The sequence below is a fragment of the Spirosoma fluviale genome (assembly GCF_900230225.1).
Lineage (GTDB): Bacteria > Bacteroidota > Bacteroidia > Cytophagales > Spirosomataceae > Spirosoma > Spirosoma fluviale.
On the sequence record NZ_OCNH01000002.1, the window covers coordinates 795692 to 822432 of the forward strand.

Below are 26741 nucleotides of genomic sequence, written 5' to 3' on the forward strand. Positions count from 1 at the left end.
ATGTCTGTTCATGAGGAAATCGAATCATCAGATGGAGGAGAACGTTACATACCTCAACGAGTACCATCGGCAGCAGAGCAAAAAAATGATCAGGAAAGTCTCCGAGCAGCCCTTGATGTCATTGCAGGAGTGCATCGAGCAAGCAAAGCGGCTCAAGGACCAGCCCCTCAAAACCGTGCCCAAAAAGTCGCGTTAGATAAAGCCCTTCGAGTCGGCGAGGAGAAACTACTTCGCAGATGGGCTATTTCTGAATCGAAAATGTTGCCCGCCGAGCCTTTTACGGATGCCTGGCAGGCTCAAGGTGGCGAAGGTGGAGCTGAGCACCAGGTGTATGTTCAATTAGGGGTTTATTATAAACGCAATAACCTCAACTATTACGGTACCTGGTTGAGTTATCTGCACAATCTGTTACTTCATAACTGGCTCTTCCCCGAGACGGGCTACACGTTTCTGGGCTTGATGGATGTCGATGGCTTTTTACATTCTGTTGTTAGTCAGAAAGCCTTACGCGGCATAAGAGGAGCAACGCCTGAGGAGGTAGCCGCTTACATGCTGCCCTTTGACTTTGTGCCTCTGCAAAACAGCGACTATATCAACGCGAATTTTGGGATCATTGTCAGTGATTTACATCATCGAAATGTACTTGTACGGGATGACGGAGAATTGCTGGTGTTTGATCCGGTTATTTACTTGCAGTGATTAGCATTTTTGCCGACGTCGCTGTAGTCAATATCGGGAGCTATTTGGCGTAGTACCGACCGTCCCGGTCGGGTGAGCTTCGGTCGCACACACACCCGACCGGGACGGTCGGTACTACCCTAAGTTGCCTTTACAATAAGGTGACTTAGAAGCGTTCAATCGTCTCACTGTAGATCTGGTCTATTCTTAATTTGCCTCTATGCGACCTCCTCTATTCCTGATATGCTTCCTGCTGACTTCCGCTTCTGTTTTCTCGCAACAGAACACGTCTTACAAAGACCCAACAACGGCCCTGGAAAACTTCGAGTTTAAGGCCATTGATTACAGCACGTTAGATTCTGTTGCCCGCGATTACATCAACGCTATCGAGCATAGTCTCTACCATCGTTTTGATCAGGCCGAGGTATTGATGACAAAGGTCGCTTTGCAGACGGCCGCTCCATTACATGTGGCAGCCCGTGATCATTTACTAAATGAACTTTACTTCTGGCGGGGGAAATATGGTGAGTATGTAAGATTTGCAGATCAGATTAAAGAAAAACCTCAATTCTATGAACTGGCTACACAACTAGCTGCTCAGCCAGCCATGCAAATCAGTTTTTTAACTGATAGCCTGCTAATTCCGGTAAGGGTTCGGAGGCATAGCTACGTCATTGCCAACGTCCTCCTTAACGGAAAGCCTGTACGGCTTGTGCTTGATTCGGGGGCTAATTTCTCAATTATATCTCAGAAGCTGAATGACGAATTGAAGATGGCACCTTTGGCCACGGTGAACGTTTTAAACTCCGTTGGTACACTGGTTAAATCATCTGTTGGCCTGCTTGATTCACTGTCGTTTGGCAATGTGCGGTTAACACATGTACCTGTAATCTACACGGCGAAAGATGGCGTTTTCAAAACGATGCATGCGGATGGCCTTTTGGGTTGGGATATTCTGCAAAAGCTCACTTATACAGCGGATTTCAAAGAGCAGACGCTTATGATTCGAAAGCCTGTTTTAGATACTACGGCTGAAAAGAATCTGTTTGGTATTGGGTATCCTATACTGGTTGTTCGTTCTGCATCTGGTAATCCGCTCAATATGTATTTTGACTCCGGGTCCAATAGTGTCGATCTGCGGGAGAAAGGAGCTGCTAAACTTGGGGAATATAAGACCAGAAAAAGGCCGGGGGCAGCCTTTGGAATTGGTAAAATGAAAATAGGCTTATTTCGTTATGTGAAGGACTTTACATTTCAGACAAACGGTCAATCATTCAGTCGGAAGTCTACGTATTTATCGCCCCTTAAAAAGGTTTTTCTAAATATTGACTGTGATGGCGTAATCAGTAATGCACCTTTTCAAAAAGGCCGTTTTACGATAGATTACCTCAATAACCATGTTGGCTATAGCGAGACGAAGGTCGTAAAACACTAAAAATTTCGTAGCTTCGTAAACGACAATTCCTCTTTCCTGTGTTACCTGATACCCAGCAGCAACCCCTCATTGAACGCATTCGTGACATTGGTCACCCTGAAGCTGTCCGGCGATTTTTTGGGTTGTTGAAGGAGCTGATCGACATCGTTAACCTGCCCAATGGCGATGCCCGGCTGGCATTTACGGTGCGTCAGGAGAAAGCCGCCATTACCGCCCACATCAACTATTTTCAGGCCCTGCGCATTCAGCGGCCTCGAAAGGGCGAAGTTGAATACCATCTTACCGTTAAGAAGTCCTATCAGGACCGGCTGAAAGTCCTGGAGGAACTGGTGTTTGAACCCATTACCGAAAAGTCGGAATACGTAGCGGCTATCATCGGGCAGTCGAACGTGCATCTGCTCTACCAGCCGGTGCTGCGTACCTGTTGGGAAGACTGCCTGCTCGAACTCGTTGAGAGTACAAAACGGGGCCCGCACTCCGCCCGCCATAATGCCGATGTGTACCGGGCTGCCGAAGATGAAGCCTTCCTGAGCGAAATAACCCGGCTCGCCGACGACCCAACGCTGGGCGACAGACGACCGAACGACTACACCGCTGAAGAACCGGAAGCCGAATACGAAACCGAGCCGGAGCGGCCTAGCCAACCGCATAACCTCATCTTGTTTGGACCGCCGGGAACGGGCAAAACCTTTGCGCTGCAGCCGTATCTGTGGGAAAAGAATGCCGCGTCTGGATTGTCGAGTTCTGTCCGGGCCAGTCTGATTACCTTTCACCCGGCTTATAGCTACGAAGAGTTTGTAGAAGGTATCCGCCCGGAAGTAATTAACGGGCAGATTAGTTACCGGATTCGGAAGGGGATTTTTTATAAAGCCTGTATGTCGGCCATTCAGCAGGCCGGTTATGCCACACTGGCCGATTGCCTGAACGACTCGGTGGAGACCCGCCAGCAGAAGTTGAAAAAGGCACCTCCGCACTACCTGCTCATCGACGAAATTAACCGGGCCAACGTGGCAAGTGTGTTTGGTGATTTGATTACGTTGCTTGAAAGCGATAAACGACTGGGTGCGGAAAATGAACTCTGGCTGACGCTGCCATATTCGCAGGAGCGTTTCGGGGTGCCGCTGAATCTATTCGTGGTTGCCACCATGAATACGACCGACAAGTCGATTGCGCTGCTGGATATTGCCCTCCGACGACGGTTCTCGTTTCGGGAAATTGCGCCCGATCCTTCTGTTTTAGGGACGATTGACGGCATTGACCTGGCGCAACTATTACGAACAATCAACGAACGCATCGAGTACCTGCTCGACCGCGATCATCAAATCGGGCATGCTTACTTGACCACTATCGAAACGCATGCTGACCTCTGTACGACCTTCCGCGACCGAATTATTCCGCTTTTGCAGGAGTATTTCTTTAACGACTGGGCAAAAATACAGTTAGTTCTGGGCGACAACATGGCCTGGGGAAAAGACCCCGATCTGCGGCTGGTTCGGTTGAAGAAGAAATATACATCGGCAGCGGCCAGCAAACTGTTTGGCGAACTGCCCGACTCCATCGACGAAGTCGTTACCTATGAAATCAATCCGCATTTGCAGCAGGGCGATTTCGACCAGATTCCGGTCGATGCCTTTGTGAAGATTTATCAAAAACAACAAGTATAGCGGGCAGAAGGCCGCTTTTTAGAATTGGTAAAACCAGTTTATATACCAACTGCGGGTTTTCACGGCAACAGCCGACCACCCGCTCTACAATTATGAAAGCACTCGTTCTTACGCAATACAATCAGCTCGATTTTCAGGAAGTTCCCAAGCCCGCAATCCGCCCCAACGAGGTGCTGGTTCGTGTACAGGCCGTCGGTATCTGCGGCTCCGACGTACACGGCATGGACGGCAGCAGCGGCCGGCGTATTCCGCCCATCGTAATGGGCCACGAAGCCAGCGGCATCATTGCCGAAGTAGGCAGCGACGTGAAAAACTGGGCCACCGGCGACCGCGTCACGTTCGATTCGACGGTGTATGTGCTCGACGACTGGTACAGCCGCCGGGGGCAGTACAACCTGAGCGATGGCCGCGAAGTAGTCGGCGTATCGACGCCCGATTTCAAGCGGAACGGTGCCTTTGCCGAGTACGTGGCCATACCCCAGCATATTCTGTATGCCGTTCCCGATAATGTCAGTTTCACCCAGGCTGCGCTGGTCGAGCCGGTTGCCGTGGCACTCCATGCCGTTAGCCTGACGCCCATTCAGGTCAACGATTCGGCGGTCGTGGTTGGGTCGGGCATGATTGGCCTGTTCGTAATTCAGGTACTGAAACTGGCGGGTTGCGGTATCATCATCGCCATCGACCTGGACGACGATCGACTTGCGTTAGCCCAAAAACTCGGCGCAACCCATAGCATTAACGCTAAAAGTGGCGACGTAGCCAAACAGGTACAGGACCTGACGCACGGCCGTGGGGCCGACGTTTCCTTTGAAGTGGTAGGCGCGGGGCCAACGGTCAAAACCGCCATCGACTGCGTTCGTAAAGGGGCTACGGTCACGCTGGTCGGAAATCTGGCGCCAACGGTTGAAGTGCCGTTACAGGCCATCGTCACCCGTCAGTTGCGGCTACAGGGTTCCTGCGCCATCAACGGCGAATACGAAGCGGCTCTGGCCCTGATCTCGTCCGGTCGGATGAATGTCGAAGCCATTCTGAGTGCCGAAGTGCCGCTGGAAGAAGGTGCCGACTGGTTCAAAAGGCTTTACGGAAAAGAGAAAGGATTGATAAAAGTGGTGTTAAAACCGTAGTTACTGCTTAGCGGCCCATGCTATAATAGCCGGGTACAGATCGGCAACGGTTTGACCCGGCTTTCTGGTTTTATACAGCCGAAGTAACTCCTGATCGAATTCGCGGAACCGACGGAAGCCTCGATTTTTTACCATATTTGATTGCCTGTTTTTGTTGAGAACGGCGAACGTTTTGGCATCGAAAAGGTCATTAAATAAGAGCGATACGAGTGCATAATTCATGTACTCTTCAAAGCACAAAAGAGCGTTGTCGTAATTGACAGAGGGCGTATTGGGCGTAATCCAATCGGCCATATTTTTATAGGCCGCTGCTACCGCTTTGTCGTACTTGTCTGCTTCAGGATTCAGGTAATTGTGATTCAGCTCTGTAAACGAAATCACCATTCGCTGGCCACGCAGCACATCGCCGGACTGACCGGTTTCGTCTTTGCTGATAAACGGATAATTAATGTGGCACTGGGCTTCGGTGAACCCGTTGTCATCAAATCGATTCGCTGACTGGTTGCTGCCGACCAGGGGCGTAAAAATCATTTTGACGGCGGAGTAGCGCGTTGTTGGAAACTGCTTTTCCAACCAGGTCTTCATCGTTGCCACATCTACATTCTTTTTGAAATCAGTAATCAGGCTGGTGTAGTATGGCTGATGCTTCTGAAAGAACGTGTGAAAGCCGGACTGGCTGGCAAATTGCTCCACGAGTGGAATATAAGGCGTTAACTGATTTACCTCTCCCCAGCTAATTCGGTCGTAGACGGGGCTTTTCTCCAGTTTGTTTGCCTGAAGGGTGTAGGCATAACTATCCATCTTAAGATTGTGGTAGTTATTCACGGATTTACGCAGCAGGGAGTCTATCGTACGCACTACCGGATGGTTTTTGTACGGTGAAAAATGACTCATTACCTGTGAGTAATAGGGTGTGTCTTTTTCAATCGCATCGGTTTTGCCGTAGTCGGTGAGGGCAAAAATCACATTGATCAATTCGTAGACTTCCGGAATTTCAACGATCGTTTTCCCCTCATTCGCTTTCTTGTAGGCGTCCGTAAATACGGCGGTTTTTATAGGCTTATGGCTGGTAAAATGCCCCTGTAAGGTATCGCCTTTGGCTTCCCGGATTATCTGGAAATGGGTGATAACACCGTAGTTGAGGGTCATTGCAATGGAGTCTTTTTCGGACACCAGCAAGAATGGAACGGATGGCTTATCAAGGGGGAAATCATGCGAAAAGTCCTTCGGAACATCGTTGACTCCAGTGAAAGGCCCCCGCTCGCCATCAACGTAGAGAATGACACTGTTTTGATTTGTTCGAATAGTAGGAAGAGAGGTCGTTTGCCCTAATGCGTTCAGTATCGTTAAGGTAATGAGCAGAAAAGTAACTATTCTTTTCATGTATATATGACGGTTGAGTTTCGTCTGCATGTTATGCAAAAAGGCGTAGCATTGCTATTGGTACTCGAAAAATTCTTATCATTAATAATTCAATCTTCGTTTGAGTAGAAGACCTACCGAAAACGCATTTCGTTGGAAGACGTTTTAGAAATTATCGGCTTTACTTTACAGGCGAAGTTTGAAAAAGAGCGAAGTGACGTTTGGCTATCTTGTATCAAAACATAAACTATATGAACGCCATCAACATCCAGAATCAATCCGATCGCTATGTGATTAGCATTGATAAAAAGGCAGTTAGCCAGGAGTTTATGCTGGAGCTTCTTGAACGATTACAACTGGAACAACTGGCACAGAAAGTTGACTTTGATGACTCAATTCTTGCGCTGGGGGAGGAGATAAATGCTGGCTGGTGGCAACAGAACAAACATCGGTTTATTAAGGAATAACCGTGAAGAAAGTTATTCTTGACCACAACATCTTATTCTCGGCTATCCATACCAAATCGTCTTATACACGACAGCGATTGTTGGATAGTCCATTCGCTGGATGAGAATGATACGGCTTACATTGCTTTGGCCCTTGAGTTAGATGCTGAATTATGGACACGAGATGAAGCCTTGAAAACAGGGCTTCGTTTACGTGGTTTTGACAAATTCTTTAGTGAATAAGTAAAATAAATTATGCCTGAACCCATACGCATTGCCATTATTGGCCCCGGTAAAGTGGCGCATCTGCACGCCAAAGCGGCTCTGGAAATACCCAATGCCGAACTAGTCGCCGTTTACGGCCGCACCTATCAAAAAGCGGAAGATTTTGCCAATCAATACGGCATTCGTGCTTACAGCGACATCTACGACATGGTCGACCGCGAAAACGTGGACCTCTGTCTGGTTTGTACCACGCACCCCGGTCACCGGGAGCCAACGGTAGCGGCCCTGAATGCGGGTTCGCACGTGCTGGTGGAGAAACCACTGGCGTCGTCGCTGGAAGATTGCGACGCCATGCTCGAAGCCGCCAAACGCAATAATCGCCACCTGGGGGTTATCAGCCAACGGCGGTTTTATGCACCCAGCCAGCGGATTCGGGAGGCTATTGATACCGGAAAGATAGGAGCGCCGGTTCTCGGAACGGTTCAGATGCTCGGCTGGCGGGATGAGAACTACTACAAAAGTGACGCCTGGCGCGGCACCTGGTCCGAAGAAGGCGGTGGTGTTTTGGTCAACCAGTCGCCCCACCAACTGGATTTACTGCTCTGGTACATGGGCGAAGTCGACGAGGTATTTGGCGTATGGCGTAACTTGAACCACCCCTATATTGAGGTAGATGATACGGCGCTGGCCATCGTCAAATTCAAGAATGGTGGGTTGGGTAATATCATCGTGAGTAACTCACAGAAGCCCGGTATTTTCGGGAAAGTCCACGTACACGGCCAGAATGGCGCTTCGGTTGGCGTTCAGACCGATGGCGGGGCCTTGTTTATTGCGGGCATGTCGAGCATTACCGACCCGCCGGTCAATGACCTCTGGACGGTGCCGGGAGAGGAAAATTTACTCGCTCAATTCATCGAAGAAGACACGGCTTTCTTCAAGACCATCGACGCTACGGTCTATTACTTTGGTCTGCAAATTGCCGAGTTCTGCGACGCTATCCGGGCCGGTCGTGCCCCTGCCGTAACAGGCGAAGAAGGCCGTAACGTAGTAGCCCTTTTTCAGGCTATTTATGAATCGACACGAACGGGCTTATCCGTAAAATTTTAAACGTAACAAAAAAGAGGAAAGGGAATCGGGAGACGGAAGGGGTATTAATTCCTTTCGTCTCCCGATTCCCTTTCCTCTTTTTGTCCTAATTTGGGTCGGTTGGTGGTGTACTTGTATTGTTATCGCGCTCGGTAAACGGATAAGGCAGGAAATTGCGCGTCCGCTCGGCGTTGGCTTGTGGGGTTGTATCTGGTCCGGGGCGGGCAAATCGGCGGCTATCTTCGAGACGGAATCCCTGGAATGCCAGTTCGATCTGCCGGTTGCGGTAGATTTGCGTCAGTACGTCCGCTGCTGTTTGTGAGCCGGCATAAGCCGCCAAACTCGCACCCACACCCCAGGCATCCTGCGCCGGTGTTTTGGTTAGTACCTTGTTCAATTCCGTTACGGCATTAACCAGATCGTTTTTGCGAGCATAGGCTTCCGCCCGAATCAGCAGCATTTCGCCCGGCAGATAAACCGGAATGGGTGCGCCATTGGCCGTGTAAAAACCCGTGCCGAGGTTCTGTGTAGCCGTCGCGCCCGTGCGGGTATAAAAAGTAATACGCCGGTCGGCTGCGTCGGGTACGAGCGCTCCTGTCAGACCTAAATTGGCGTTCGTCGGTGCGAATACGTTCACATTACTAAAGGCACTCTCGAACACCGGATTCCGCGTGTTGTCGTCGAAGGCAAATGACGAGCGGACGGTCAAATTTACCCGTCCGGCAGCGGCAATGGCCTTGTCATAATCACCAACGAAGAGCGCGTAGCGGGCAATCAGTGCCTGAATCGTATTTGGAATGTCGATGCCCGTTGGCACGCGGCCCAGAAATGCCGCCGAAGGGGGCGTTGTGCCTGCCAGTGTAGCAGCCGTTTCCAGCTGTTGAATGGCCGAGCGCAATAATTGTTCACGACTAACAAACGGCGCATTCGTGCCGGTAGTAACGGGAGCCTGCTGGAAAAACTGAGCAGTCGTTCCGAGCGACAGGGCTTTGAAAATTGACGCATAGGCCACGATGCCGCTACGAAGTCCGGGGTCGGCAACTACGCGGTCGGCGTTAGCCAGTACGATATCGGCGGTAGCGCGGGTCAGTTGCGCGCTGGTCCAGAGATTGCGAATTACGGCGTTGGAGCCTTGTACGCTCTGAAAACCCTGTTCCATAAACAGTTCGTCGGTGTTACCGGCGTTCAGCACGCGCAGTTCGCGGGTGGCCAGACCGCTGGCAGCAACGGCGTTATAAATGACGCCGGTCCGGCCAAAGGTGTACCGGTATTGGAGCCCGTTAACGAGCGTAACCAGCCCATCGGGCGAGTTGATGACCTGTTGTTCGCTGGCCGCGCTGGGGTTCAGATACTCCTGATTACAGGCGTTTTGCGTTACCGTCAGCGCGAGTAGTGAGATTACTATAAGAAGCTTTTTCATGTGTCTGATGTATGGTCTACATCCCTGCCTTTTGTGTTTCAACGGCTTTTCGTTATCGTGAAAAAGGCTGGGCGTATGTTAGAATGAAGCGGACAATTGAACCTGGTACGTGCGTGGAATCGGTACGTTGCCAAAGTCAACACCCCGAACCAAATCGGCATTTCCACCCGAGTTGGTTTCAGGATCGAAACCGTTGTATTTATCCCAGGAGATAAGATTGCGACCAATCAGGGCAATGTTAAGGCTGTTAAGTCCCTTTACAAAATTAGGAAGGCGGTAATTCAGCGCCACTTCGCGCAGTTTCACGAAGGAGCCATCATCGACCCGAAACTCGCCAATTGGCCCGATTGCGAAGATGTAGCCGCGTTTCAGCGTACCCCGCATTTCCTGTTCCGTGAGCGTTCCAATGCCTACGTTCTCACGAGTACGTTTATCAGCGTTGAAAACCTGATTACCCTGTACCGCATCGAGCAGGAAACGTAACGATAGTTGCTTGTATGATACATTCGACGCAAATGATCCGGTCCATTTTGGATTTGGATCGCCAATGATTTTGCGAATGAACGTACCGGTTGGTTGCCCTTCAGGCGTACGCTGAACGGTATAGTCGATACTGGCTGTCGATTGTGTGCCGCGTTCGCGCTGAGGCAGACCTTCAGACGTCAACAGCAACGAGCCGTCTGGATTGCGGGCATACGGGAACTCGAAGAACACGCTGGCGGGCTGTCCTTCAAGCAGAAACACGGGTGCGCCCGATACCGTCGAAATTTCGATGCGCGGGCTGCCAAGTTGCAGAATCTTGTTCCGGTTGCGGTTGAAGATCACCGTAAAGTCCCATGAGAAATCTTTCGTTTTTACCGGCGTGACGTCAAGCATAAGCTCAATACCCCGGTTTTCCATCGTGCCTACATTATTGATAATGCCGGTGCCGCCCGTTGATGGAGCCAGCGTCCGGTTTACCACTAAGTCGCTGATCTGCTGGTTATAAGCCGTTGCGGTCAGGTTGATTCGGTTGTTCAGGAACGACATATCAACGCCCCCTTCGAGTTCGGTCATCCGTTCGGGCCGAACCGCCGGGTTCGCCAGTGTAGACGATGGAATGATGGTATTACGGCCTAAGAACGGAATCGGCTGGAATTGCCAGAACCGGCTGTAGGAACCAATGCCCGACAGGTTGCCCGATGCACCGTAGCTGGCGCGTAATTTCAGATCGCTCCAGATGTTGTTGATCGCTGATTTCTTCCAGAAGTCAAGGTCTGACAGCACCAGCGACCCACTCAGTTTTGGATATGTCTGGTTGGTTTCGGAGGGCGAGAATTTCGAGGAAGCATCGCGCCGGAGCGCACCCGTCAGGAAGGCAAGGTTGCGATAGGCAAGGGTAGCCTGACCGAAGTAGCCACTCAAATTGAAGCGGTCAAGTCCGTAGCCCAACCCAAATGTTGTGCTGGAGGCACCGCTCACCGTTTCAATGAAAGGTGCGAGGTTCTGGCCTTCGTTTCGGCTGAAATCGGTCTGGCTAAACTGGTAATTGTAGCCTGCAATAACGTTCAGTTTAAAATTATCGGTCAGATATCGCTCGTAGCCAACCGTTACGTCGGAGTTGAGTAGCATTACGTTATTGGTAGCCGTGGCCGCGTAGCCGAACGGGAATCGTTCGAGAGGCAAACCAGCCACCGATTGATAGGGGTAAGGCCGGATGTAGTTTTTGCCGAACTGCCCATACGTATCAACGCCCACAATCCAGTCGACGCTCAGTCCTTTCAGTGGCGTCAGATTGAGTTGCAGATCGCTGATCGTGCGGTTCACCGACTGCGTAAACTTCATATCTTCGATGGTCGAGAGCGGGTTTACTCGGGTTGGTTCAACGGCCTGAAGGTTGCCCGCTGCGTCACGCTGGGTAATATCCCAGATGTTATTGGTGATGCTAACCGAGTTGATGGGGCTGTAGAATACGTTGCCGTTGGCTTTCTCGTTCGAGAAACTGTTGGAGTAACTCAATCCCGCCGAAAGTTTGGCCCAGGTGGTTAACCGCTGATCGAGCCGGGCGCGGAAGTTATAGCGTGCGAAATCGGTGCCTTTGATAATGCCCTGATTTTTCAGATAGCCAAACGATACGTAATAATTGGTGTTGTTGGCTCCACCCGAAACGGACAGGGAGTTGTCCGTGCCGTAGCCGGTGCGAAAAATCTGATCGAAATAATTGTACCGCTGTACATCCACCAGGTTCGTTGCCAGTTGGGTAGTAGCTCCATCGCGCACGGTGCCAATGGTTGTGGTGCCGGGATTGGCTGCAATTTGAGCCGCCGAGACACCACCAATGGGGTGCAGTCGCAGTCCGGCAAAACCAAACTGCTTGTTTAGGGTGCCAAGTGGTACGTTCTTGCGTAATTCGTTAACGTTGAAACTGGTTGTGAACGAAATACGGGGCGCGCCGGTCTGGCCGCGTTTGGTGGTAATCAAGACCACACCATTGGCGGCCCGCGAACCGTATTGGGCAGCCGCAGCCGCTCCGTTTACGACGTTCAGGCTGGCAATGTCGTTTGGGTTCAGATCGGCCAGACGGTTTTGCGCTGCATTCGCTCCGCCAATCTGACTGCCCGCTGCCAACTGCGATACGTTGTCGCTGGCGTTGCTCACGATCACGCCGTCGATAATATAAAGCGGGTCCGATGAGCCGGAGAGTGATTTTACGCCCCGCAGCCTGACCGAAATGCCGCCCGCCGGGTCGCCGGAGTTCTGGGTAATTTGCGCTCCCGGCACTTTGCCTTGCAGCGCGTTGATTAACCCGCCCGTGCCGGTCTGCGTCAACTCTTGCCCTTTGATGGTCGTAATCGCATTACCAAACTGCCGACGCGGTCCCGACAGGGTCGATGCGGCTACAATGACTTCATCAAGCGTCTGGTTTTCTTCGGCCAATGTTGCATTGACGACGACTGATTCCTGATTGCCTAAGTTGACAATTTGATCCTTAGATGTGTAGCCTATTGATGAAAAGGTTAGTGAGTAGGAGCCGGGAGCAACCGTAACGCCCAGCGTGTATGAGCCGTCGGCAATCGACGTAGTGCCGAGTTGTGTGCCGCGCAATAGAGCCGTCACACCGGGAATACCCTGGCCGTTGCTGTCCGTAACGCGTCCCTTGAGTGTATAGCGAGTGCTTTGCGCAAAAACATTCGTACAAAGCAACAGGATCAGCCAAAGCATCCATAAGGAATGCGTTCGTTGGCCACTGATAGAGTACCTGTTTAACATAGATGTCTAAGTTGGTAAGTAAGTGAGATTTATAAATTTTAATGGGAAATATACTCATAAATAAAATGTAGTAGGTACAAAGAGTCCATGCTTTTTACCTAAGAAATGAAATCCTAAATTTTAGTAGCTTTGACTCTTTGATAAGTTCTATATACTTCATGACTACTAAAATGATTGTCGGATGGCTGCTTGGCGCGGCTGTCCTGTCTACTCACCTGGCAACAGCTCAGTCGGCCAAACAACCGTATACAACGCTTCAGCAGGCTATTTCTTCCGGCGGGCAGCTCAACGGTTCATCGGGTCCGCGCTCGGTCAACTGGATTGAAGGCGGCACTAGATTTTCCTTCATCGACGGCCAGAACACCATCAAGACGCTATCCCCGAAGGATCAAAAAGAGGAAGTCATTTTCGACGGGAGTCAACTGAAGTTTCCGGGCACCGATAAGCCTTTCGCCTACGGTTCGTTCCAATGGTCGAAAGATTCGAAGAACATCCTGTTTCAATCGAACTTCCGGCCTGTCTATCGGCGGTCGGGTATTTCCGATTATTACGTGTACGCCGTAGCCGACAAAAGCCTGAAACTCGTGGCTAAAGACGCGCAAACGGCCGAACTCGCCCCCGACGGCAGCAAAGTGGGGTATGAACGGGGCGGCAATCTGTATGTTTTCGATTTCGCCACCCAGAAGGAAACCCAACTAACCGACGACGCCAAAGCAGCTTTCTACAACGGTCGTTTCGGTTGGGCGTATGAAGAAGAGTTCGGGTTGGCGCAAGCCTGGGACTGGTCGCCGGATAGCAGGTTTATTGCCTTCTGGCAGTCCGACGAGCGGCAGGTGCCCATCTATAAACTGACGGATTACAAAGGTTTCGACGAGAAATTTGATTCACTACCTTATCCGCGCGTTGGCGACAAAAACCCAACGGTTCGGATTGGCGTCATTGAAATCGCCAATAAGGCAAAGCAGTGGATGAAGGTGGAATTAGGGGACGGCTATATTCCCCGAATTTACTGGACGTCGCAGGAAGGGCAGTTAGCTCTGATGCACCTGAACCGGAAGCAGAATCACCTTCGTCTGTTTATGGCTAACGCCCGTACAGGTGAGGCCCGGCAAATAATGGAAGAGAAATCAACCACCTGGGTCGATGTGTTCGATTTCTTCGCGGGTATCAATCACCTGATCTATTTTCCGGCGGGTGTACAGGAGTTCTACTGGGTATCGGATCGCGACGGGTTTGCGCATCTGTACCGCTACGATTATACCGGCAAACTGCTCAACGCCGTAACGAGCGGGAAGTGGGAGGTAAGCTATGTACACCACATCGACCCCAAAACGAAGAAGGTCTATTTCACCTCGACCGAGGCATCGCCACTGGAGCGGCAGTTGTTTGTCGTTGACGTTGATGGCAAAAACAAGCGTCGGTTAACGACCGTAGCGGGCAAGCACACGGTCAACTTTTCGCCCAATGGTCAGTATTTCATCGACCGTTATTCAAACGTGTCGACGCCAACGCAGGTTGAATTGCGCGACACCAAAGGGCAGTTGATCAAAGCGCTGGAAACCAACAAAAAGGTGTCGGATTATATTGCCAGCCATGAGTACTCACCCAAGGAGTTGACCCATTTCACCACAACCGATGGCCAGCAAGTAGATATTTCAATCATCAAGCCCATTAATTTCGATCCAACCAAAAAGTACCCAATCGTGATGGACATTTACGGCGGACCGGGGGCGCAGTCGGTATATAACGAGTTTGCTACCACAGGCTGGCACCAGTGGCTGGCGCAAACGGGTTACATTGTCGTTGGTGTCAATAACCGGGGCAGTGGTGGCTACGGCCGCGAGTTTGAGAAAGTCGTCTACGAAAAGCTGGGCAAATACGAGAGTATGGACTTTGCCGAAGCAGCCGCTTATCTGGCTAAGCAGCCCTGGGTCGATGCCAACCGTATGGCGATTCGGGGGCATAGCTACGGTGGGTATATGAGCAGCTATACCATGCTGACCCATCCTGGTGTTTTCAAAGTGTCGCTGGTAGGCGCTCCCGTAACGGATTGGCGGCTGTACGACTCTATTTACACAGAACGCTACATGGGCCTGATCCCCGAAAACGAAGAGAAATACAAAGCCAGTGCCGTGACATCTTACGCCAAAAATCTGGCCGGGAAAATGTTTATAGCGCACTCGACGATGGACGAGAACGTACACGTTCGGAACACCTTCCAACTAATGAACGCGCTTGAAGATGCCGGTAAAGACGCCGACCTCCGCATTTACCCACCCGGTGCGCATGGGGTAGCTTACAGTTCAGGTACGCAATTGCTCTTATATCAGCAATACACAACTTATTTGGAAACGAATTTGAAAGGGAGTCCTGTAAATTAAAATAGGGTTAAAATAAAAAAGCCCGGCTACTAAATAGCCGGGCTTTTTTATTTACATAATTCGCTGATTACATTCTGTCTATCAGCAAATTATACTTATCTAGGTATTTTCTATGGTTTTTATGGGATAAATACTTATCTATTTGACTGATGAACATATCTGTTTGGTGCTAGTTTGACAGTACAGAATTGCTTTTGAGTTCGTAATCTTACTACACAACAATCAATTGTTATGAAAAAAATAATCATCGCTGCCTCTGCCTGCGCTCTGCTGGCAACAGCTCAACCCACCTATGCCCAAGCCGTTCAGGAAGGAAAGGCTGCCAAAAAAGAGATGAAGGCCGAGAAGAAAGTGGCTAAGGCGCAGGAGTACAAAATGGAAGCCAGAACTCACAAAGGTCTGGAAGTCAAAGGGATTTCGGATCCTAAAACCCGGATGGCCAAAGCGGATAAGAAAATGGAGAAGGCAGAGAAGAAAATGCTGAAAGGCGAAGCCAAGGAGTTGAAAGCCGTTGCCAAAGAAAAAACAAAACAGGCGGCTGGTGTAAACTAGAAGCCCTTTTAAAGTGCACAGAATACATTTTCATTTACCCATTCACTTACACACCAAAGCGGAGGAAAGCAGCAATGCCGTCCTCCGCTTTTTATGTTAGTTATACCTAGACATTTAAGGCTGGCGCAGCGCCCGCCGGATTACATCTTCAACGCTGAGAGTCGGCTCGGCTCGCAAGGCGTCGTCTACACTCTTTTCGGCTGTTGGTTTGGGGAAACCGAGGGCAACCAGCGCAGCCAGCGATTCCTCCCGAATAGGATTAGCCGCTGCTTGTTGGCGATAAGACGGCCCATCGGGTACAACACCAGCCCGTTTCATTTTATCTCGTAATTCGAGAATGATCCGTTGGGCCGTTTTTGCCCCGATGCCTTTAATCGCCTGTACGGCCCGGACATTTTCACCGAGAATGGCCAGCCGTAAATCACCCGGCTGCATGGCCGACAGCATACCCAAAGCTGTGTTTGGGCCAACGCCTGATACGCCAATCAAGTCCAGAAATAAGCTCTTCTCATCGGCATTGGCAAAGCCATATAACGCCTGAGAATCTTCCCGAAATAAGTGATGAATAAAGAGTTTAATCCGGTCGCCACCACCGGGCAACACTGCGTATGTCTGGAGTGATATATGTACTGAGTAGCCGACTCCATGTACGTCGATGATGACATGGGTAGCTTCTTTATAGGACAGAGTTCCGTCTAAATAAGCAATCATTCGTTAGCTGGAAAAGCTTGTTTTTAAGGTAGTTATGTTAAAGTAAAGATACGAAAAACCCACGACTTTCCGGGAGAAATGTCGTGGGTGTATGTTATTGTAGGATAGTTACTTACCCAACAATGAGTTTCTGGCCGGGTCGCAATGAATTGCTTCGAATGTGGTTCATTCGTTTAAGCTGGTCGATGGTCAGGTCGTACCGCTGAACGATGTTCCAGAGCGTATCGCCACTTTGTACACGATGGTACCGGGGCTTGTAGTGCTTCGACTTCGCCAGTACTTCGGCTTTTTTGCGGCTTTTTGCGGTTCCCTGATCGGCCAGTCGCTCGGCCCGGGTTTCGGCTACTTCTTTCAGGATAACCAGCTTTTGCCCCCGCCGGATGCTGGTAGACCGTAAATGATTCCAGCGTTTTAAATCATAAAGTTCGACGTTGTAACGGTCGGCAATTTGCAGTAGGTTATCACCTTTCTTAACAACGTATGTCTGTTTGCGGGGCTTGCGCAACACCACTGTTTCGATGTCCTCTTCGGGTTCATCGGCTGATGAAGCATCGGCGAGTCTTGTCTCATCCTTTACCCGGTCAGTCTGCGTTTCTTCCAGACTGATACGTGCCAGTGGGTTTCGGCCTAGTTCATTCCATGCGCCCACTGAATCGCTGCCATATCGAACATTTTCAGCACTTGCCAGCAGAATATGATCCATAACGTTTGGACGTCGGCTTGCCGAGTCTAAGATCGATCGTCTGCGACTGGCGAAATAGCTGTACTGTTCCCGAGGTACCCGGAGTGGGTAATGGTTTGTGTATTCTGGTAAAATGGTCGTTGTGATAGCCGGATTCATCTTTTGCAGATCAGCCAGCGGCATGTTGCTGTGCTTGGCAAACGTTTCGAGGTTGAAGTAGCCACTCACATGAACGGTATCATGCGGGATGGGGTATTCGTACTTTTCGGCCACAATACCGTGATCATTGGCGTAGTTCATCAGGTAGGTGAACGCTACAAACTGTGGTACGTATCCACGAGTTTCTTTCGGCAGAGCATCGTAAATAGTGTAGAAGGAATCACCCCCCGACCGGCGCATGGCGCGTTTAACCGCATTGGGGCCACAGTTATAGGCGGCCATAGCCAACTCCCAGTCGCCAAAGATGTTGTATAGATCGCGAAGGTATTTACAGGCCGCTTCCGTTGCTTTAACGGGGTCCATACGCTCATCGACAAAATCGTCCTGATACAGGCGTAAATCGCGCCCGGTACCGGGCATAATCTGCCATAAGCCTCCGGCACCAGCCCGAGAAATAGCCCGTGGATTCAGAGCCGACTCGACAATTGACAGGTATTTGAATTCGTCGGGGAGGCCATACTGCGCCAGTACGCGCTCATAAAGCGGGAAAAAAAGAGGCATTCGCTCCAGCATCGTTTTAGTGGTACTGGCTTTGCGGAACGTGAAATAATCCACATAAGCCTGTACGGCCTTGTGGTAGTTCAGGGGAATGGATTTTTGCAGCTTCGCCAATCGCTCACGTAACAGACTGTCGGGCACCGTTGGTACGGCAGCAATAGTATCTTTCTTTACGATCGTACTGTCCTGATGAATCGTCGTCTCAGTCTGGCCTGGCGCGGTTCGGCCTTTACTGGTCAACGCCGGATTGGCACGGGTTCCTATTGTCAGGCCAACCAGCACCGCACTTAACAGCCCCATCTTTTGGAGGCTACGGTTCAGATAGTTCATATAGGTTTCGTTCAGTTACGTTTGTTAGGGTTGATGATTGAGATAGGGTGTATGATGTATGATGTATGATATATGGTGTATGCGGGGGCTCTTGCTTAAATACATCATACATCCTACATCATATAGTGTACATATTTCTTGCTAACGCTACCAAAGCTCCCTCAGCAAAGGGCGGAGCCATCAGTTGTACCCCAATTGGCAGGCCGTTGGCATCCGTTCCGGCGGGAATGGATATGGCCGGATAACCAACTACGTTGGCCTGCACCGTAAAAATATCGGCGAGGTACATTTGCAGTGGGTCATCGCTGGCGCTTCCTCCGGTCTTTTCACCCAGGCGAAAGGCCGGTGTTGGTGTGGTTGGTGATAATAAAAAATCGTACTGCTCAAAAAGCTGTTCGGCTTCCTGACGAATCAGTCGGCGAACCTGCTGCGCTTTAGTATAGTACGCATCATAGTAGCTGGCACTTAACGCAAATGTGCCCAGCAGGATGCGTTTACGAACTTCAGCACCGAACCCTTCTGTGCGGCTTTTTTTGTACAACGACAAAAGGTCCATTGCTGGTGTGTCGTTGGATAGACTTCTGTAACCGTATCGCACGCCGTCAAAACGAGACAGGTTGGAGGAAGCCTCGGCCGTAGTTAGAATATAGTACGTTGGAAGCAGGTACTTAATAAGCGATATATCAACGGGTTCTACCGAATGACCTGCGGCCCGGAGGGTATCAATCTTCGCTTGGGTTGCCTCCCGAATGGATTGATCGACTCCTGTGCTTTCGATTCCATCCCGCAGGTAAGCAATACGAAGCGGTCGGTCAGGTAAAGTTGCCTGACTATACGCCGAAACGGGCTGGCTCGAAACGGTACTGTCGAACGCATCGGGTCCGGCCATAATTTCGAGCAAAAGAGCGGCATCCTCAACGGTATTGGCTATCGGACCGATGCAATCGAAGGAAGAAGCATAAGCGATCAGGCCCCACCGGCTGATGCGCCCGTACGTTGGTTTAAGGCCCACAACCCCACAAAACGCGGCTGGCTGACGAACCGAGCCGCCCGTATCGGAACCAATGCTGGCCAGACAAAGTCCCGCCTGCACCGCTACCGCCGACCCGCCACTCGACCCGCCCGGTACGCGGCTGGTATCCGCAGCGTTAAGGACAGGGCCAAAGGATGAATTTTCATTCGATGAGCCCATCGCGAACTCATCGCAGTTTTGCCGACCGATGATGATAACGTCTTCATCGAGCAGGCGTTGTATGGCGGTGGCTGTAAACTGGGCCGTAAAATTATCGAGAATCTTGCTGCCCGCCCGAACCCCGTGGCCGGTGTAGCTCAGAACATCTTTTATGCCGATGACCATACCAGCCAGTCGACCGGCTGTTCCGGCGGCTAGTTTCTGGTCTATAGCTTCAGCCTGTTGACGGGCTTCGCTGGTATATACTTCGGTGAATGCGTTGAGATGACTGTTCTCGTCGATGCGAGCGAGGTATTGCTCTACCAGTTGCTGGCAGGTAAGAGAGCCGTTAGCAAGGTCGGCCTGAACGGTGGAGAAGTTACGGTATAGTGTCAAAATAGAGGATACGAGTTGAAAACCCTATAAAGCAGAAACAGACAATTAAGCGGCTCCGGTTTGGGGCAGCTCAATTGTCTGTTTATAAATGAAGCGGATTATTTCTCCGACTCTTTCAGACCTTCTTCGATATTTTCGCGAACGTCTTTGGTAGCGTCTTTGAATTCTTTGATGCCTTTACCAAGTCCCCGTGCGAGTTCGGGAATCTTTTTAGCGCCAAACAACAGGAGCAATGCCAGGAAGATAAAAATCATTTCCTGACCGCCCAAACCCATAAATGCCAAAATGTTTGCCGAAATCATGTTTCCTGGGATTTGAATGTATGCAAAATTAACAAAACTCTCTCGTACAATCTATTAAAAGTCGGTGAAACTTACGCAGCAATCGTCCGTTTGGTTTCGTGACTACTGTTTAAAGTTGTATCCGGGAACCGGATAGTTGCCTTGTGAATGTTCCCGGTACCAGGCGAGTGCAACGCTGGTGTAAACCTTAAACGGGGAATTTGCCCCTTTTTACTCACCCAATCTTAATAGTTTTGACCGGCTGGGTTGTCATTTCCCCCGTACCGGCCGTCGTTTGTTCCCACTGGCGGAACTTCTCAATATCATCTTTTATACCGCTGAACAGCCACAGCATCAGCGCTATATCGTCCGTTAAGCCCACGATCGGCAGGAAGTCGGGCAGGATGTCAATGGGCGACACAAAATAAATAAGTACAGCAATGACACGGATCAGTGTTTTCCAGGGTAACTGGCGGTACTCGCCCGATGCATAGGCTTTTAACAGGCGCGTTACAATGCCCAGTTGCTCACGAAAGACGGCTATGTTACTGCCCGACAAGCCACCACTCTTGTTCAGGGCATCCCGAATTAACTGGTAGAGACTACGGGAGTTACGGGCGTAGCGAACCGCGCCTACATTGGCCCGTTTAAAGAAAATAGAGGTTAAAATCCGCGAAATAAGACTTTTGTTTGCCATTGTTATTCGTGTGGTTCGTGCCGGCAGCTAACCGGCAACGCAAATTATAGTGAATGTTTAACAAAAATAATTCACTGAATAATTAATAAACGTTGGAACGCATTATAAGTTTTAATTGGCGCATTGTGGTTTGTCTTGATGGTGAGACGTACTTTTGCGGACGTTTGTTAACCCTTTAATTCCGAATACTGTATGAAAGTTACCGTAGTAGGCGCCGGGGCCGTTGGAGCCACCTGCGCCGATAACATCGCCCGCCGGGAACTCGCCCATGAAGTCGTTTTATTAGATATTAAAGAAGGGATCAGCGAAGGTAAGTCGCTGGACATGCTTCAGGCGTCAACGCTGCTCGACTGCGATATAAAGCTGACAGGTTCTACCAATGATTATGAGAAAACGGCCGGTTCCGATGTTGTCGTGATCACCTCAGGGTTACCCCGTAAGCCGGGCATGACCCGCGAAGATCTGATCGGTATCAACGCAGGAATTGTAAAAGGCGTTACCGAGAACATTCTGAAATACTCGCCCGATGCGATTTTCATTATCATCTCTAACCCAATGGATACCATGACGTATCTGGCGCTGAAAGCATCGGGTTTGCCAAAGAACCGGGTTATTGGTTTGGGTGGTGCGCTGGATTCGGCTCGTTTCAAAACGTACCTGTCGCTGGCACTGGAGTGCTCGCCAAACGATTTGCAGGCGTCCGTTATCGGTGGTCATGGCGACACGACCATGATTCCGCTGACGCGTCTGGCCACGAAAGCCGGTGTTCCGGTAAGTCAGTTCCTGGATGAAGACACGCTGAAAAAAGTAGCCGCCGACACGATGGTAGGCGGTGCTACACTGACTGGTCTGATCGGTACATCGGCCTGGTACGCGCCGGGTGCCGCTGGTGCCTATATGGTGGAAGCCATCGTGCGCGACCAGAAGCGGATCATTCCCTCCTGCGTACTGCTGGAAGGTGAATACGGCCAGTCGGATATCTGCCTGGGTGTTCCGGTCGTATTGGGCCGTAATGGCTGGGAAGAAATCATTGATTACAAACTAACTGATGAAGAGCAGGCTGCCTTCAACAAATCGGCCGATGCCGTTCGGAATATGAATGGCGTACTGAGCACGCTGAATATTGGTGTGTAGTTGGTAATACCTTCTCGTAGAAAAAGCAAAAACCGGTCCTAACGATCGGTTTTTGCTTTTTGCCGTTAGGCATAGTCTGTGACTATGCCTAACGGCCAACTACCCTGTCAAATTCGTACACCCCACCCCCTAAGCTCAATACCTTAATAATTCAATAACCAATCAAATAAATACCTGGTATTGTAGCGTCAACTGGCCGCGTCGGCCACCGGCCGAGAGTTGTGAGGTGCCGGATGATGGTTCGTAATAAGGCCGGTTCTGGTAATCAAGGGTTAGTTTCCCGTTATGACCTTTGATGAGGTAGTTCAGTCCAATATTATACACGCCTAGCGTACTGGTAACGCGCTGGTAGTTGGCAATCTGAGCCTGTACATAAGGCATAAGCGTTCCGTTACCCGCCCCGAAGAGATCCCGTTTCATCAGATAGCCAAATTGGCCGTACACCACACTGCCCGTTCCGAACATCGGAAACGTGTTGCCCTGAGTGCCGCCTAAACCACCGGGGCGCTGGGCCGCAGCAATATCGCTGGCGGGGTTGAGCGCTCCGTTGAAACGCAGGTAGTTCTTACCGTAATCGGTATGGAAATAGCCGAGATAAGCATTGACGGCTGTTCCTTTCGCTTTGTTCAGGGGCATATCCAGGAACGACGCTACGGACCACAGGTTCATGTTTTTGTAAACCGTATCGCCTGGTGCGGCCAGATGTACCATGGCGTTTTTCTGCGTGATAAAACCGGCTTCGAGATTAAAAATACGTCTGGCACCTAAGTAAGTTCCTGTGTTATAACCCGGAACCTGATTCGTTTCCTTGTCGAGGAATTGCCACATGAACAAGCCCTGGAATTGCTTGTTGTGCCCTTTCAGGGCAAAAATAGAGTTGGGGCCGTAGGTTGGCAGGGCGGCACCGTTTGTCTGGATAGGGAAGGGGTCGCTCATAACAACCCGGTAATCAAGGTGGCCGACCTGACCACGGGCGTACAAGCTTAATTTTCGGGAGAACTCATCGGTCTGATCAACAGTCGCCTGCGCAAATACGGGCACGTCCATCGTCATAATGCTACTGACACTGGGGGCTGAAAAACGCGATAAGCCATTGACGATCGTTAAGCCCCCCCCAATTTTCAGGTAATCTTTGTTTTTCCAGACTATATACTCACTGACGGCATCGTGGAAGAAGGCCTGAATCTTCCGGTTCGATGAGCCTGTCTGGTTGAAGCCGCCGTTCAGATAGTTGAAATTGTTCATCCCGAACTGAAAATACAGAAAGACATGGTCGCTGATTTGACCGAACATTTGGATTCGGGTACGACGCAGACCGATAGAGAGGGTATTGTCTTTGGGGACGCCAATAACCGTTGAGCCGGGATTGCTTTGGTTAAACTGGAGCCAGGCCTGGTTGAGGAAGGTAGCTTTGAAGAAGTGTGAGCCCGATTCGTTTAGGTTGTATTTTAACTCGTTTCTCTCGGCTGTCGGTTTGGGAGCGGGAACTTGATTGACGGTTTCATTGACAACGACCGGCCCCGTTGTAGTGATGACCCGAGTGGGTTTAGTCGTGTCGGATGGCGTTATAGAGGATTGTTGAGCAAACGTTAGTTGTGTAGATAGCAATAGGACGCCTAGCCAAACAATTTTCAGAAATTTATGCATGTAACTGCTGTTTTGGTAACGGCACAAAGCTATAGGTACCTAACTGCGCATCGGGACGTTTGTAGTTAAATTGTAATTAAACTTAGCCACGCGCTGGTTTGAATGGCGGACAAATAGTATGAATAGGACGCAAAAAAGCCGCCTGTTTACCTTACAGGCGGCTTTTCTCGTTATGTATTAAAGTTAAACTTTCGCGGGTTTTGCTGGCACGGGCTTGTCTTTTTTACCCGTTATCCGGCCATACAACCGGCGCATTCCGTTGAAGGCATTTTCAAACGTCAGGTAAACTGTTGGCACCAGTACCAGCGTAAGCAACAGCGAACTGATCAGACCGCCGATGATCACCCAGGCCAGGCCGTTTTTCGATTCCGACCCGTCGCCCGTTGCCAGCGCCATCGGCAGCAGACCAATCGCCATGGCGATGGTTGTCATCAGAATGGGGCGAATCCGTTCGCGACCCGCTTCAACGAGGGCATCGACGGTGCTCTTGCCTTCTTCTTTCTGGGCATTGGCAAAGTCGACCAGCAGAATAGCGTTCTTGGCCACCAGACCAATCAGCATGATCATCCCCAACATAACGAAGAAAGAGATGGCCTGCTCGGCCAGCGCCAGTGCCAGGAAGGCCCCGATAATCGCCATTGGGATCGAAAACAGAACAACGAACGGCCGGAAATAGGAGTTGTACAACGCGACCATCAGCAGATACACGAACGTAATGGCCAGACCCAGCGCAATACCCAAACTGCTGAACGCATCCGACTGCCGCTCTAGATCGCCCTTAAGCTGGTAGGTTACGCCACCCGGTAGTTGCTTGGTCTTGAGGATATTGTCGATTTCTGCACCTACCGTACCCGTTGGACGACCAACCACGTTGGCATTGACAAACAGCGAACCTACCCGGTTGTAACGTGTTAGCTGCGTAGCACCCGTACCCAATTCCAGATTAGCAATCTGACGAATCTCGATCAGTTTTCCCTGGGCATCCGGTACGGTCAGGTTACCAACATCGTCCTTGCTCTGGCGGTTGAATTTGTTAAGCTCAACCCGAATATCATAGTCGCGGCTGCCAACGCGGTATTTACTGTCGGTATTGCCCGAGAAAGCGGTCTGGAGCGTAGCGCCCACACTCGCCACCGAAACACCGTACTGCGCCATCTGGCGACGATCCAGATTGACTTTAAGTTCGGGCTTGGGGTCATCGACGGCAAGCTCGACGTCCGTCGTGCCGCTCACCGATTTTACCACCTGCTTCACCACCGCGGCTGCCTGCTGTAAATCCTGTTGTGAGTTGCCTAACAACAGAATCTGAATTGGGGCTGCGTTGGCACCACCCGTAATGCCCACCGGTGCCGACTTTACGTTCAGGCCGGGGGTTTTCATGATCTGGGCCTTCGCCTGAGCGGCAAACTGTTCAATAGAAATTTTCCGCTCTCCTTTAGGGACGATGGTCACGGTGATTTCTGCTTTGTGATAGGGCGTTGAGCCTAAGCCGCCACCCGAAGCCGAGCTGGAATACCCAACGTTGCTGTTCACTTTCGTCACCAGCTTGTTTTGCATGAGTTGCCTTTCGATAACCTGACAGATTCGGTTCGTTTCGGCCAGACTGTTAAAGGGTTCGCCCTCGATCTGTACGATAAATTCGCCCTGATCACTTTGCGGGAAGAAGGTGGTTCCAATAAAACCACCGCCTACGAGGCCAAACGAGCCAACCAATAGGGTAATGGCCGTAAGATACACCCAGCGCTTATGTCCCAGACCCCATACCAAAAGTCGGGCGTAGCCGTGCTTGAGCGAGTCAAATTGCCGCTCGAACCAAGCCAGAAACCGCTTGCCGGGACTACGACCGCTGAGGTCCGTTTCCTTGGCGAACCGCGAAGCCAGCAGGGGCGTGATGGTAAACGAGACCACCAGCGACATCAGCGTGGAGAAAACGACGACCAGCGAGAATTCCCGGATAATATTGGCAATCAATCCCTGCACGAAAACGAGCGGCAGGAACACCACTACGTCGACCATGGTAATGGCGAGGGCCGTGAAGCCAATCTCATTCCGTCCGTCGAGGGAAGCCGTGCGCCGGTCTTTGCCCATTTCGAGGTGGCGGTAGATGTTCTCCAGTACCACAATCGAGTCATCGACCAGAATACCCACCACCAGCGACAACGCCATCAGCGTCATCAGGTTGAGCGTAAAGCCCAGCAGGTACATCGGCACAAACACCGAAATGATCGACGCCGGTACGGATACCATCACGATAAATGCGTTTCGGATACTGTGCAGGAACAGCAGCATGACTAACGCCACCAGCACAACGGCAAACTCAAGGTCGAAAATAACCCCGTCGGCCGATGCCAGCGTGTAGGTCGATGAGTCGCTGGTGACTTCAAATTTCAGACCAATGTTGGCGTACTTTTTCTCGATACCGCCCAATATGCCCCGCACCTGCTGGCTTATCGCCACGGCGTTGGCATCGGTTTGCTTCTGGATCGAGATACCGATGGATTCACGCCCGTTGATGCGGTTGATGGTTGTGGCATCAGAAACACCGTCAATCACCGTGGCAACATCCTGTAGCGTTACCTGCGTACCATTCGTGGAGGTCAGAAGGGCCGCGTTACGAATCTGGTTGATGTCCGTAAACTTACCCGCCAGCCGAATGGCGTATTGCGCCTGATCGGTTTCGATACGGCCGGTTGGGTAATCGAGGTTGGCCGAGTTGACCGCCTGCGTTACCTGAGCCAGCGTAAGGTTATACAGTTTCAGCTTGTTAGGATCGACACTGATCCGGATTTCGCGCTCGCGCCCACCCGTCAGGGTTACCTGACCGACACCGTCAACTTTCGTCAGCTGCGTCCGGATCTGGTCATCGACCAAATCATACAACTTAGTCGCTTCCAGATTGGCCCGCACGCCCATCCGAATAACGGGAACGTCGTCCGTCGAGAATTTTTGCAGCGTCGGTGACTCCACTTCATCGGGTAGCTGCGACAGCACCGCGTTGACTTTGCGCTGGGCATCCTGCAAGGCCTGATTAGGGTCGGCGCTGGCGCTTAACTCTATCTGAATAATAGAAAGCCCTTCCTGACTGGTTGAACTGATGTTTTTCAGGTTCTCCAGCGACGACACCGCATCTTCAAGTTTGCGGGTTACCGAGTTTTCTACCTCCCCGGCAGCCGCGCCCGGATAGGTGGTGATGACGGTTACAACGGCCGCATCGAATTTAGGCAGAAGGGTGTAGTTGAGGCTTTTGTATGAAATGATGCCCAACAAACCCAGGACCGTAAACGCCACGACAACCAGCGTTGGGCGTTTTATGGCTATTTCAGTTATTGACATGTACTAGTTCGTTTTAGGGT

20 protein-coding genes are annotated in these 26741 nt (G+C 50.9%); 10 read left to right on the top strand and 10 right to left on the bottom strand.

The window, feature by feature from the left end:
- The 4 genes from CRO74_RS31300 to CRO74_RS13985 all read left to right on the top strand — a co-directional run bounded on the left by CRO74_RS31300 (position 1) and on the right by CRO74_RS13985 (position 4901).
- A complete protein-coding gene (locus tag CRO74_RS31300) occupies positions 1–699 on the top strand; it encodes a putative polyvalent protein kinase domain-containing protein (protein WP_144035917.1) in 699 nt (232 codons plus the stop codon).
- Between the two features lie 199 nt (positions 700–898).
- Positions 899–2113: a retropepsin-like aspartic protease gene (locus CRO74_RS13975; protein WP_097126666.1), complete on the top strand. Its 1215-nt coding sequence runs from the start codon at positions 899–901 to the stop codon at positions 2111–2113.
- A gap of 38 nt (positions 2114–2151) precedes the next feature.
- Entirely contained in the window at positions 2152–3777 is a 1626-nt protein-coding gene (locus CRO74_RS13980; RefSeq protein ID WP_097126667.1) for an McrB family protein, read from the top strand.
- 92 nt (positions 3778–3869) lie between these two features.
- Complete coding sequence (locus CRO74_RS13985; RefSeq protein ID WP_097126668.1) at positions 3870–4901, top strand: galactitol-1-phosphate 5-dehydrogenase; 1032 nt, start codon at positions 3870–3872, stop codon at positions 4899–4901.
- Here CRO74_RS13985 and CRO74_RS13990 read toward each other — a convergent pair whose 3' ends face one another.
- On the bottom strand, positions 4902–6284 hold the full coding sequence (locus tag CRO74_RS13990; RefSeq protein WP_245877843.1) for a DUF4932 domain-containing protein: 1383 nt from the start codon (positions 6282–6284) through the stop codon (positions 4902–4904).
- Positions 6285–6514: 230 nt separating this feature from the next.
- Between CRO74_RS13990 and CRO74_RS13995 the strand changes: the two genes are divergently transcribed.
- From CRO74_RS13995 to CRO74_RS14005, 3 genes are read left to right on the top strand one after another with little or no spacing between them, the layout of a single operon-like run.
- Positions 6515–6730, top strand: coding sequence for a hypothetical protein (locus CRO74_RS13995; RefSeq protein ID WP_097126670.1), 216 nt, complete (start codon positions 6515–6517; stop codon positions 6728–6730).
- Positions 6731–6748: 18 nt separating this feature from the next.
- Positions 6749–6952, top strand: a complete 204-nt coding sequence (locus CRO74_RS32400) for a PIN domain-containing protein (RefSeq protein ID WP_097126671.1) — start codon at positions 6749–6751, stop codon at positions 6950–6952.
- Between the two features lie 12 nt (positions 6953–6964).
- Positions 6965–8041, top strand: coding sequence for a Gfo/Idh/MocA family protein (locus CRO74_RS14005; protein WP_097126672.1), 1077 nt, complete (start codon positions 6965–6967; stop codon positions 8039–8041).
- Between the two features lie 85 nt (positions 8042–8126).
- Here CRO74_RS14005 and CRO74_RS14010 read toward each other — a convergent pair whose 3' ends face one another.
- Together CRO74_RS14010 and CRO74_RS14015 are read right to left on the bottom strand one after the other, a co-directional pair.
- Positions 8127–9440, bottom strand: coding sequence for a RagB/SusD family nutrient uptake outer membrane protein (locus CRO74_RS14010; RefSeq protein WP_097126673.1), 1314 nt, complete (start codon positions 9438–9440; stop codon positions 8127–8129).
- A 78-nt stretch (positions 9441–9518) separates the two neighbouring features.
- Positions 9519–12689 (bottom strand): SusC/RagA family TonB-linked outer membrane protein, encoded by a 3171-nt coding sequence (locus tag CRO74_RS14015; protein ID WP_245877844.1) that lies wholly within the window; start codon positions 12687–12689, stop codon positions 9519–9521.
- A gap of 158 nt (positions 12690–12847) precedes the next feature.
- Between CRO74_RS14015 and CRO74_RS14020 the strand changes: the two genes are divergently transcribed.
- Both CRO74_RS14020 and CRO74_RS14025 read left to right on the top strand, forming a co-directional pair.
- A complete protein-coding gene (locus tag CRO74_RS14020) occupies positions 12848–15070 on the top strand; it encodes a S9 family peptidase (protein WP_097126675.1) in 2223 nt (740 codons plus the stop codon).
- Positions 15071–15301: 231 nt separating this feature from the next.
- Positions 15302–15622, top strand: coding sequence for a hypothetical protein (locus CRO74_RS14025; protein WP_097126676.1), 321 nt, complete (start codon positions 15302–15304; stop codon positions 15620–15622).
- Between the two features lie 114 nt (positions 15623–15736).
- Here the strand turns inward: CRO74_RS14025 and ruvA are convergent, their stop codons facing one another.
- The 5 genes from ruvA to CRO74_RS14050 all read right to left on the bottom strand — a co-directional run bounded on the left by ruvA (position 15737) and on the right by CRO74_RS14050 (position 20607).
- A complete protein-coding gene (gene ruvA, locus CRO74_RS14030) occupies positions 15737–16333 on the bottom strand; it encodes a Holliday junction branch migration protein RuvA (protein WP_097126677.1) in 597 nt (198 codons plus the stop codon).
- Positions 16334–16445: 112 nt separating this feature from the next.
- A complete protein-coding gene (locus tag CRO74_RS14035) occupies positions 16446–18062 on the bottom strand; it encodes a lytic transglycosylase domain-containing protein (protein ID WP_097126678.1) in 1617 nt (538 codons plus the stop codon).
- A 118-nt stretch (positions 18063–18180) separates the two neighbouring features.
- Positions 18181–19629 carry an Asp-tRNA(Asn)/Glu-tRNA(Gln) amidotransferase subunit GatA gene (gene gatA, locus CRO74_RS14040; RefSeq protein ID WP_097126679.1) on the bottom strand — a complete coding sequence of 483 codons (1449 nt, stop codon included), beginning with the start codon at positions 19627–19629 and terminating at the stop codon, positions 18181–18183.
- 98 nt (positions 19630–19727) lie between these two features.
- Positions 19728–19931, bottom strand: a complete 204-nt coding sequence (locus CRO74_RS14045) for a Sec-independent protein translocase subunit TatA/TatB (RefSeq protein WP_012928982.1) — start codon at positions 19929–19931, stop codon at positions 19728–19730.
- A 214-nt stretch (positions 19932–20145) separates the two neighbouring features.
- Entirely contained in the window at positions 20146–20607 is a 462-nt protein-coding gene (locus CRO74_RS14050) for a YkvA family protein (RefSeq protein ID WP_097126680.1), read from the bottom strand.
- Between the two features lie 192 nt (positions 20608–20799).
- Between CRO74_RS14050 and mdh the strand changes: the two genes are divergently transcribed.
- Positions 20800–21741 carry a malate dehydrogenase gene (mdh, locus tag CRO74_RS14055; RefSeq protein ID WP_097126681.1) on the top strand — a complete coding sequence of 314 codons (942 nt, stop codon included), beginning with the start codon at positions 20800–20802 and terminating at the stop codon, positions 21739–21741.
- A 162-nt stretch (positions 21742–21903) separates the two neighbouring features.
- Here mdh and CRO74_RS14060 read toward each other — a convergent pair whose 3' ends face one another.
- Both CRO74_RS14060 and CRO74_RS14065 read right to left on the bottom strand, forming a co-directional pair.
- Entirely contained in the window at positions 21904–23388 is a 1485-nt protein-coding gene (locus tag CRO74_RS14060; protein ID WP_097126682.1) for a hypothetical protein, read from the bottom strand.
- Positions 23389–23571: 183 nt separating this feature from the next.
- On the bottom strand, positions 23572–26721 hold the full coding sequence (locus CRO74_RS14065) for an efflux RND transporter permease subunit (RefSeq protein ID WP_097126683.1): 3150 nt from the start codon (positions 26719–26721) through the stop codon (positions 23572–23574).
- Positions 26722–26741 lie beyond the last annotated feature (20 nt).

Excerpts from the sequence above, each read along its gene's own strand:
- CRO74_RS14010 (WP_097126673.1), bottom strand. The coding sequence starts at position 9,440 with ATGAAAAAGCTTCTTATAGTAATCTCACTACTCGCGCTGACGGTAACG.
- CRO74_RS13985 (WP_097126668.1), top strand. The coding sequence starts at position 3,870 with ATGAAAGCACTCGTTCTTACGCAATACAATCAGCTCGATTTTCAGGAA.
- CRO74_RS31300 (WP_144035917.1), top strand. The coding sequence starts at position 1 with ATGTCTGTTCATGAGGAAATCGAATCATCAGATGGAGGAGAACGTTAC.
- CRO74_RS14035 (WP_097126678.1), bottom strand. The coding sequence starts at position 18,062 with ATGAACTATCTGAACCGTAGCCTCCAAAAGATGGGGCTGTTAAGTGCG.
- CRO74_RS14025 (WP_097126676.1), top strand. The coding sequence starts at position 15,302 with ATGAAAAAAATAATCATCGCTGCCTCTGCCTGCGCTCTGCTGGCAACA.
- CRO74_RS14045 (WP_012928982.1), bottom strand. The coding sequence starts at position 19,931 with ATGATTTCGGCAAACATTTTGGCATTTATGGGTTTGGGCGGTCAGGAA.
- CRO74_RS14020 (WP_097126675.1), top strand. The coding sequence starts at position 12,848 with ATGACTACTAAAATGATTGTCGGATGGCTGCTTGGCGCGGCTGTCCTG.
- CRO74_RS13975 (WP_097126666.1), top strand. The coding sequence starts at position 899 with ATGCGACCTCCTCTATTCCTGATATGCTTCCTGCTGACTTCCGCTTCT.
- CRO74_RS13990 (WP_245877843.1), bottom strand. The coding sequence starts at position 6,284 with ATGAAAAGAATAGTTACTTTTCTGCTCATTACCTTAACGATACTGAAC.
- CRO74_RS14065 (WP_097126683.1), bottom strand. The coding sequence starts at position 26,721 with ATGTCAATAACTGAAATAGCCATAAAACGCCCAACGCTGGTTGTCGTG.
- ruvA (WP_097126677.1), bottom strand. The coding sequence starts at position 16,333 with ATGATTGCTTATTTAGACGGAACTCTGTCCTATAAAGAAGCTACCCAT.
- CRO74_RS14050 (WP_097126680.1), bottom strand. The coding sequence starts at position 20,607 with ATGGCAAACAAAAGTCTTATTTCGCGGATTTTAACCTCTATTTTCTTT.
- CRO74_RS14005 (WP_097126672.1), top strand. The coding sequence starts at position 6,965 with ATGCCTGAACCCATACGCATTGCCATTATTGGCCCCGGTAAAGTGGCG.
- CRO74_RS14060 (WP_097126682.1), bottom strand. The coding sequence starts at position 23,388 with ATGCATAAATTTCTGAAAATTGTTTGGCTAGGCGTCCTATTGCTATCT.
- mdh (WP_097126681.1), top strand. The coding sequence starts at position 20,800 with ATGAAAGTTACCGTAGTAGGCGCCGGGGCCGTTGGAGCCACCTGCGCC.
- CRO74_RS14015 (WP_245877844.1), bottom strand. The coding sequence starts at position 12,689 with ATGTTAAACAGGTACTCTATCAGTGGCCAACGAACGCATTCCTTATGG.
- CRO74_RS13995 (WP_097126670.1), top strand. The coding sequence starts at position 6,515 with ATGAACGCCATCAACATCCAGAATCAATCCGATCGCTATGTGATTAGC.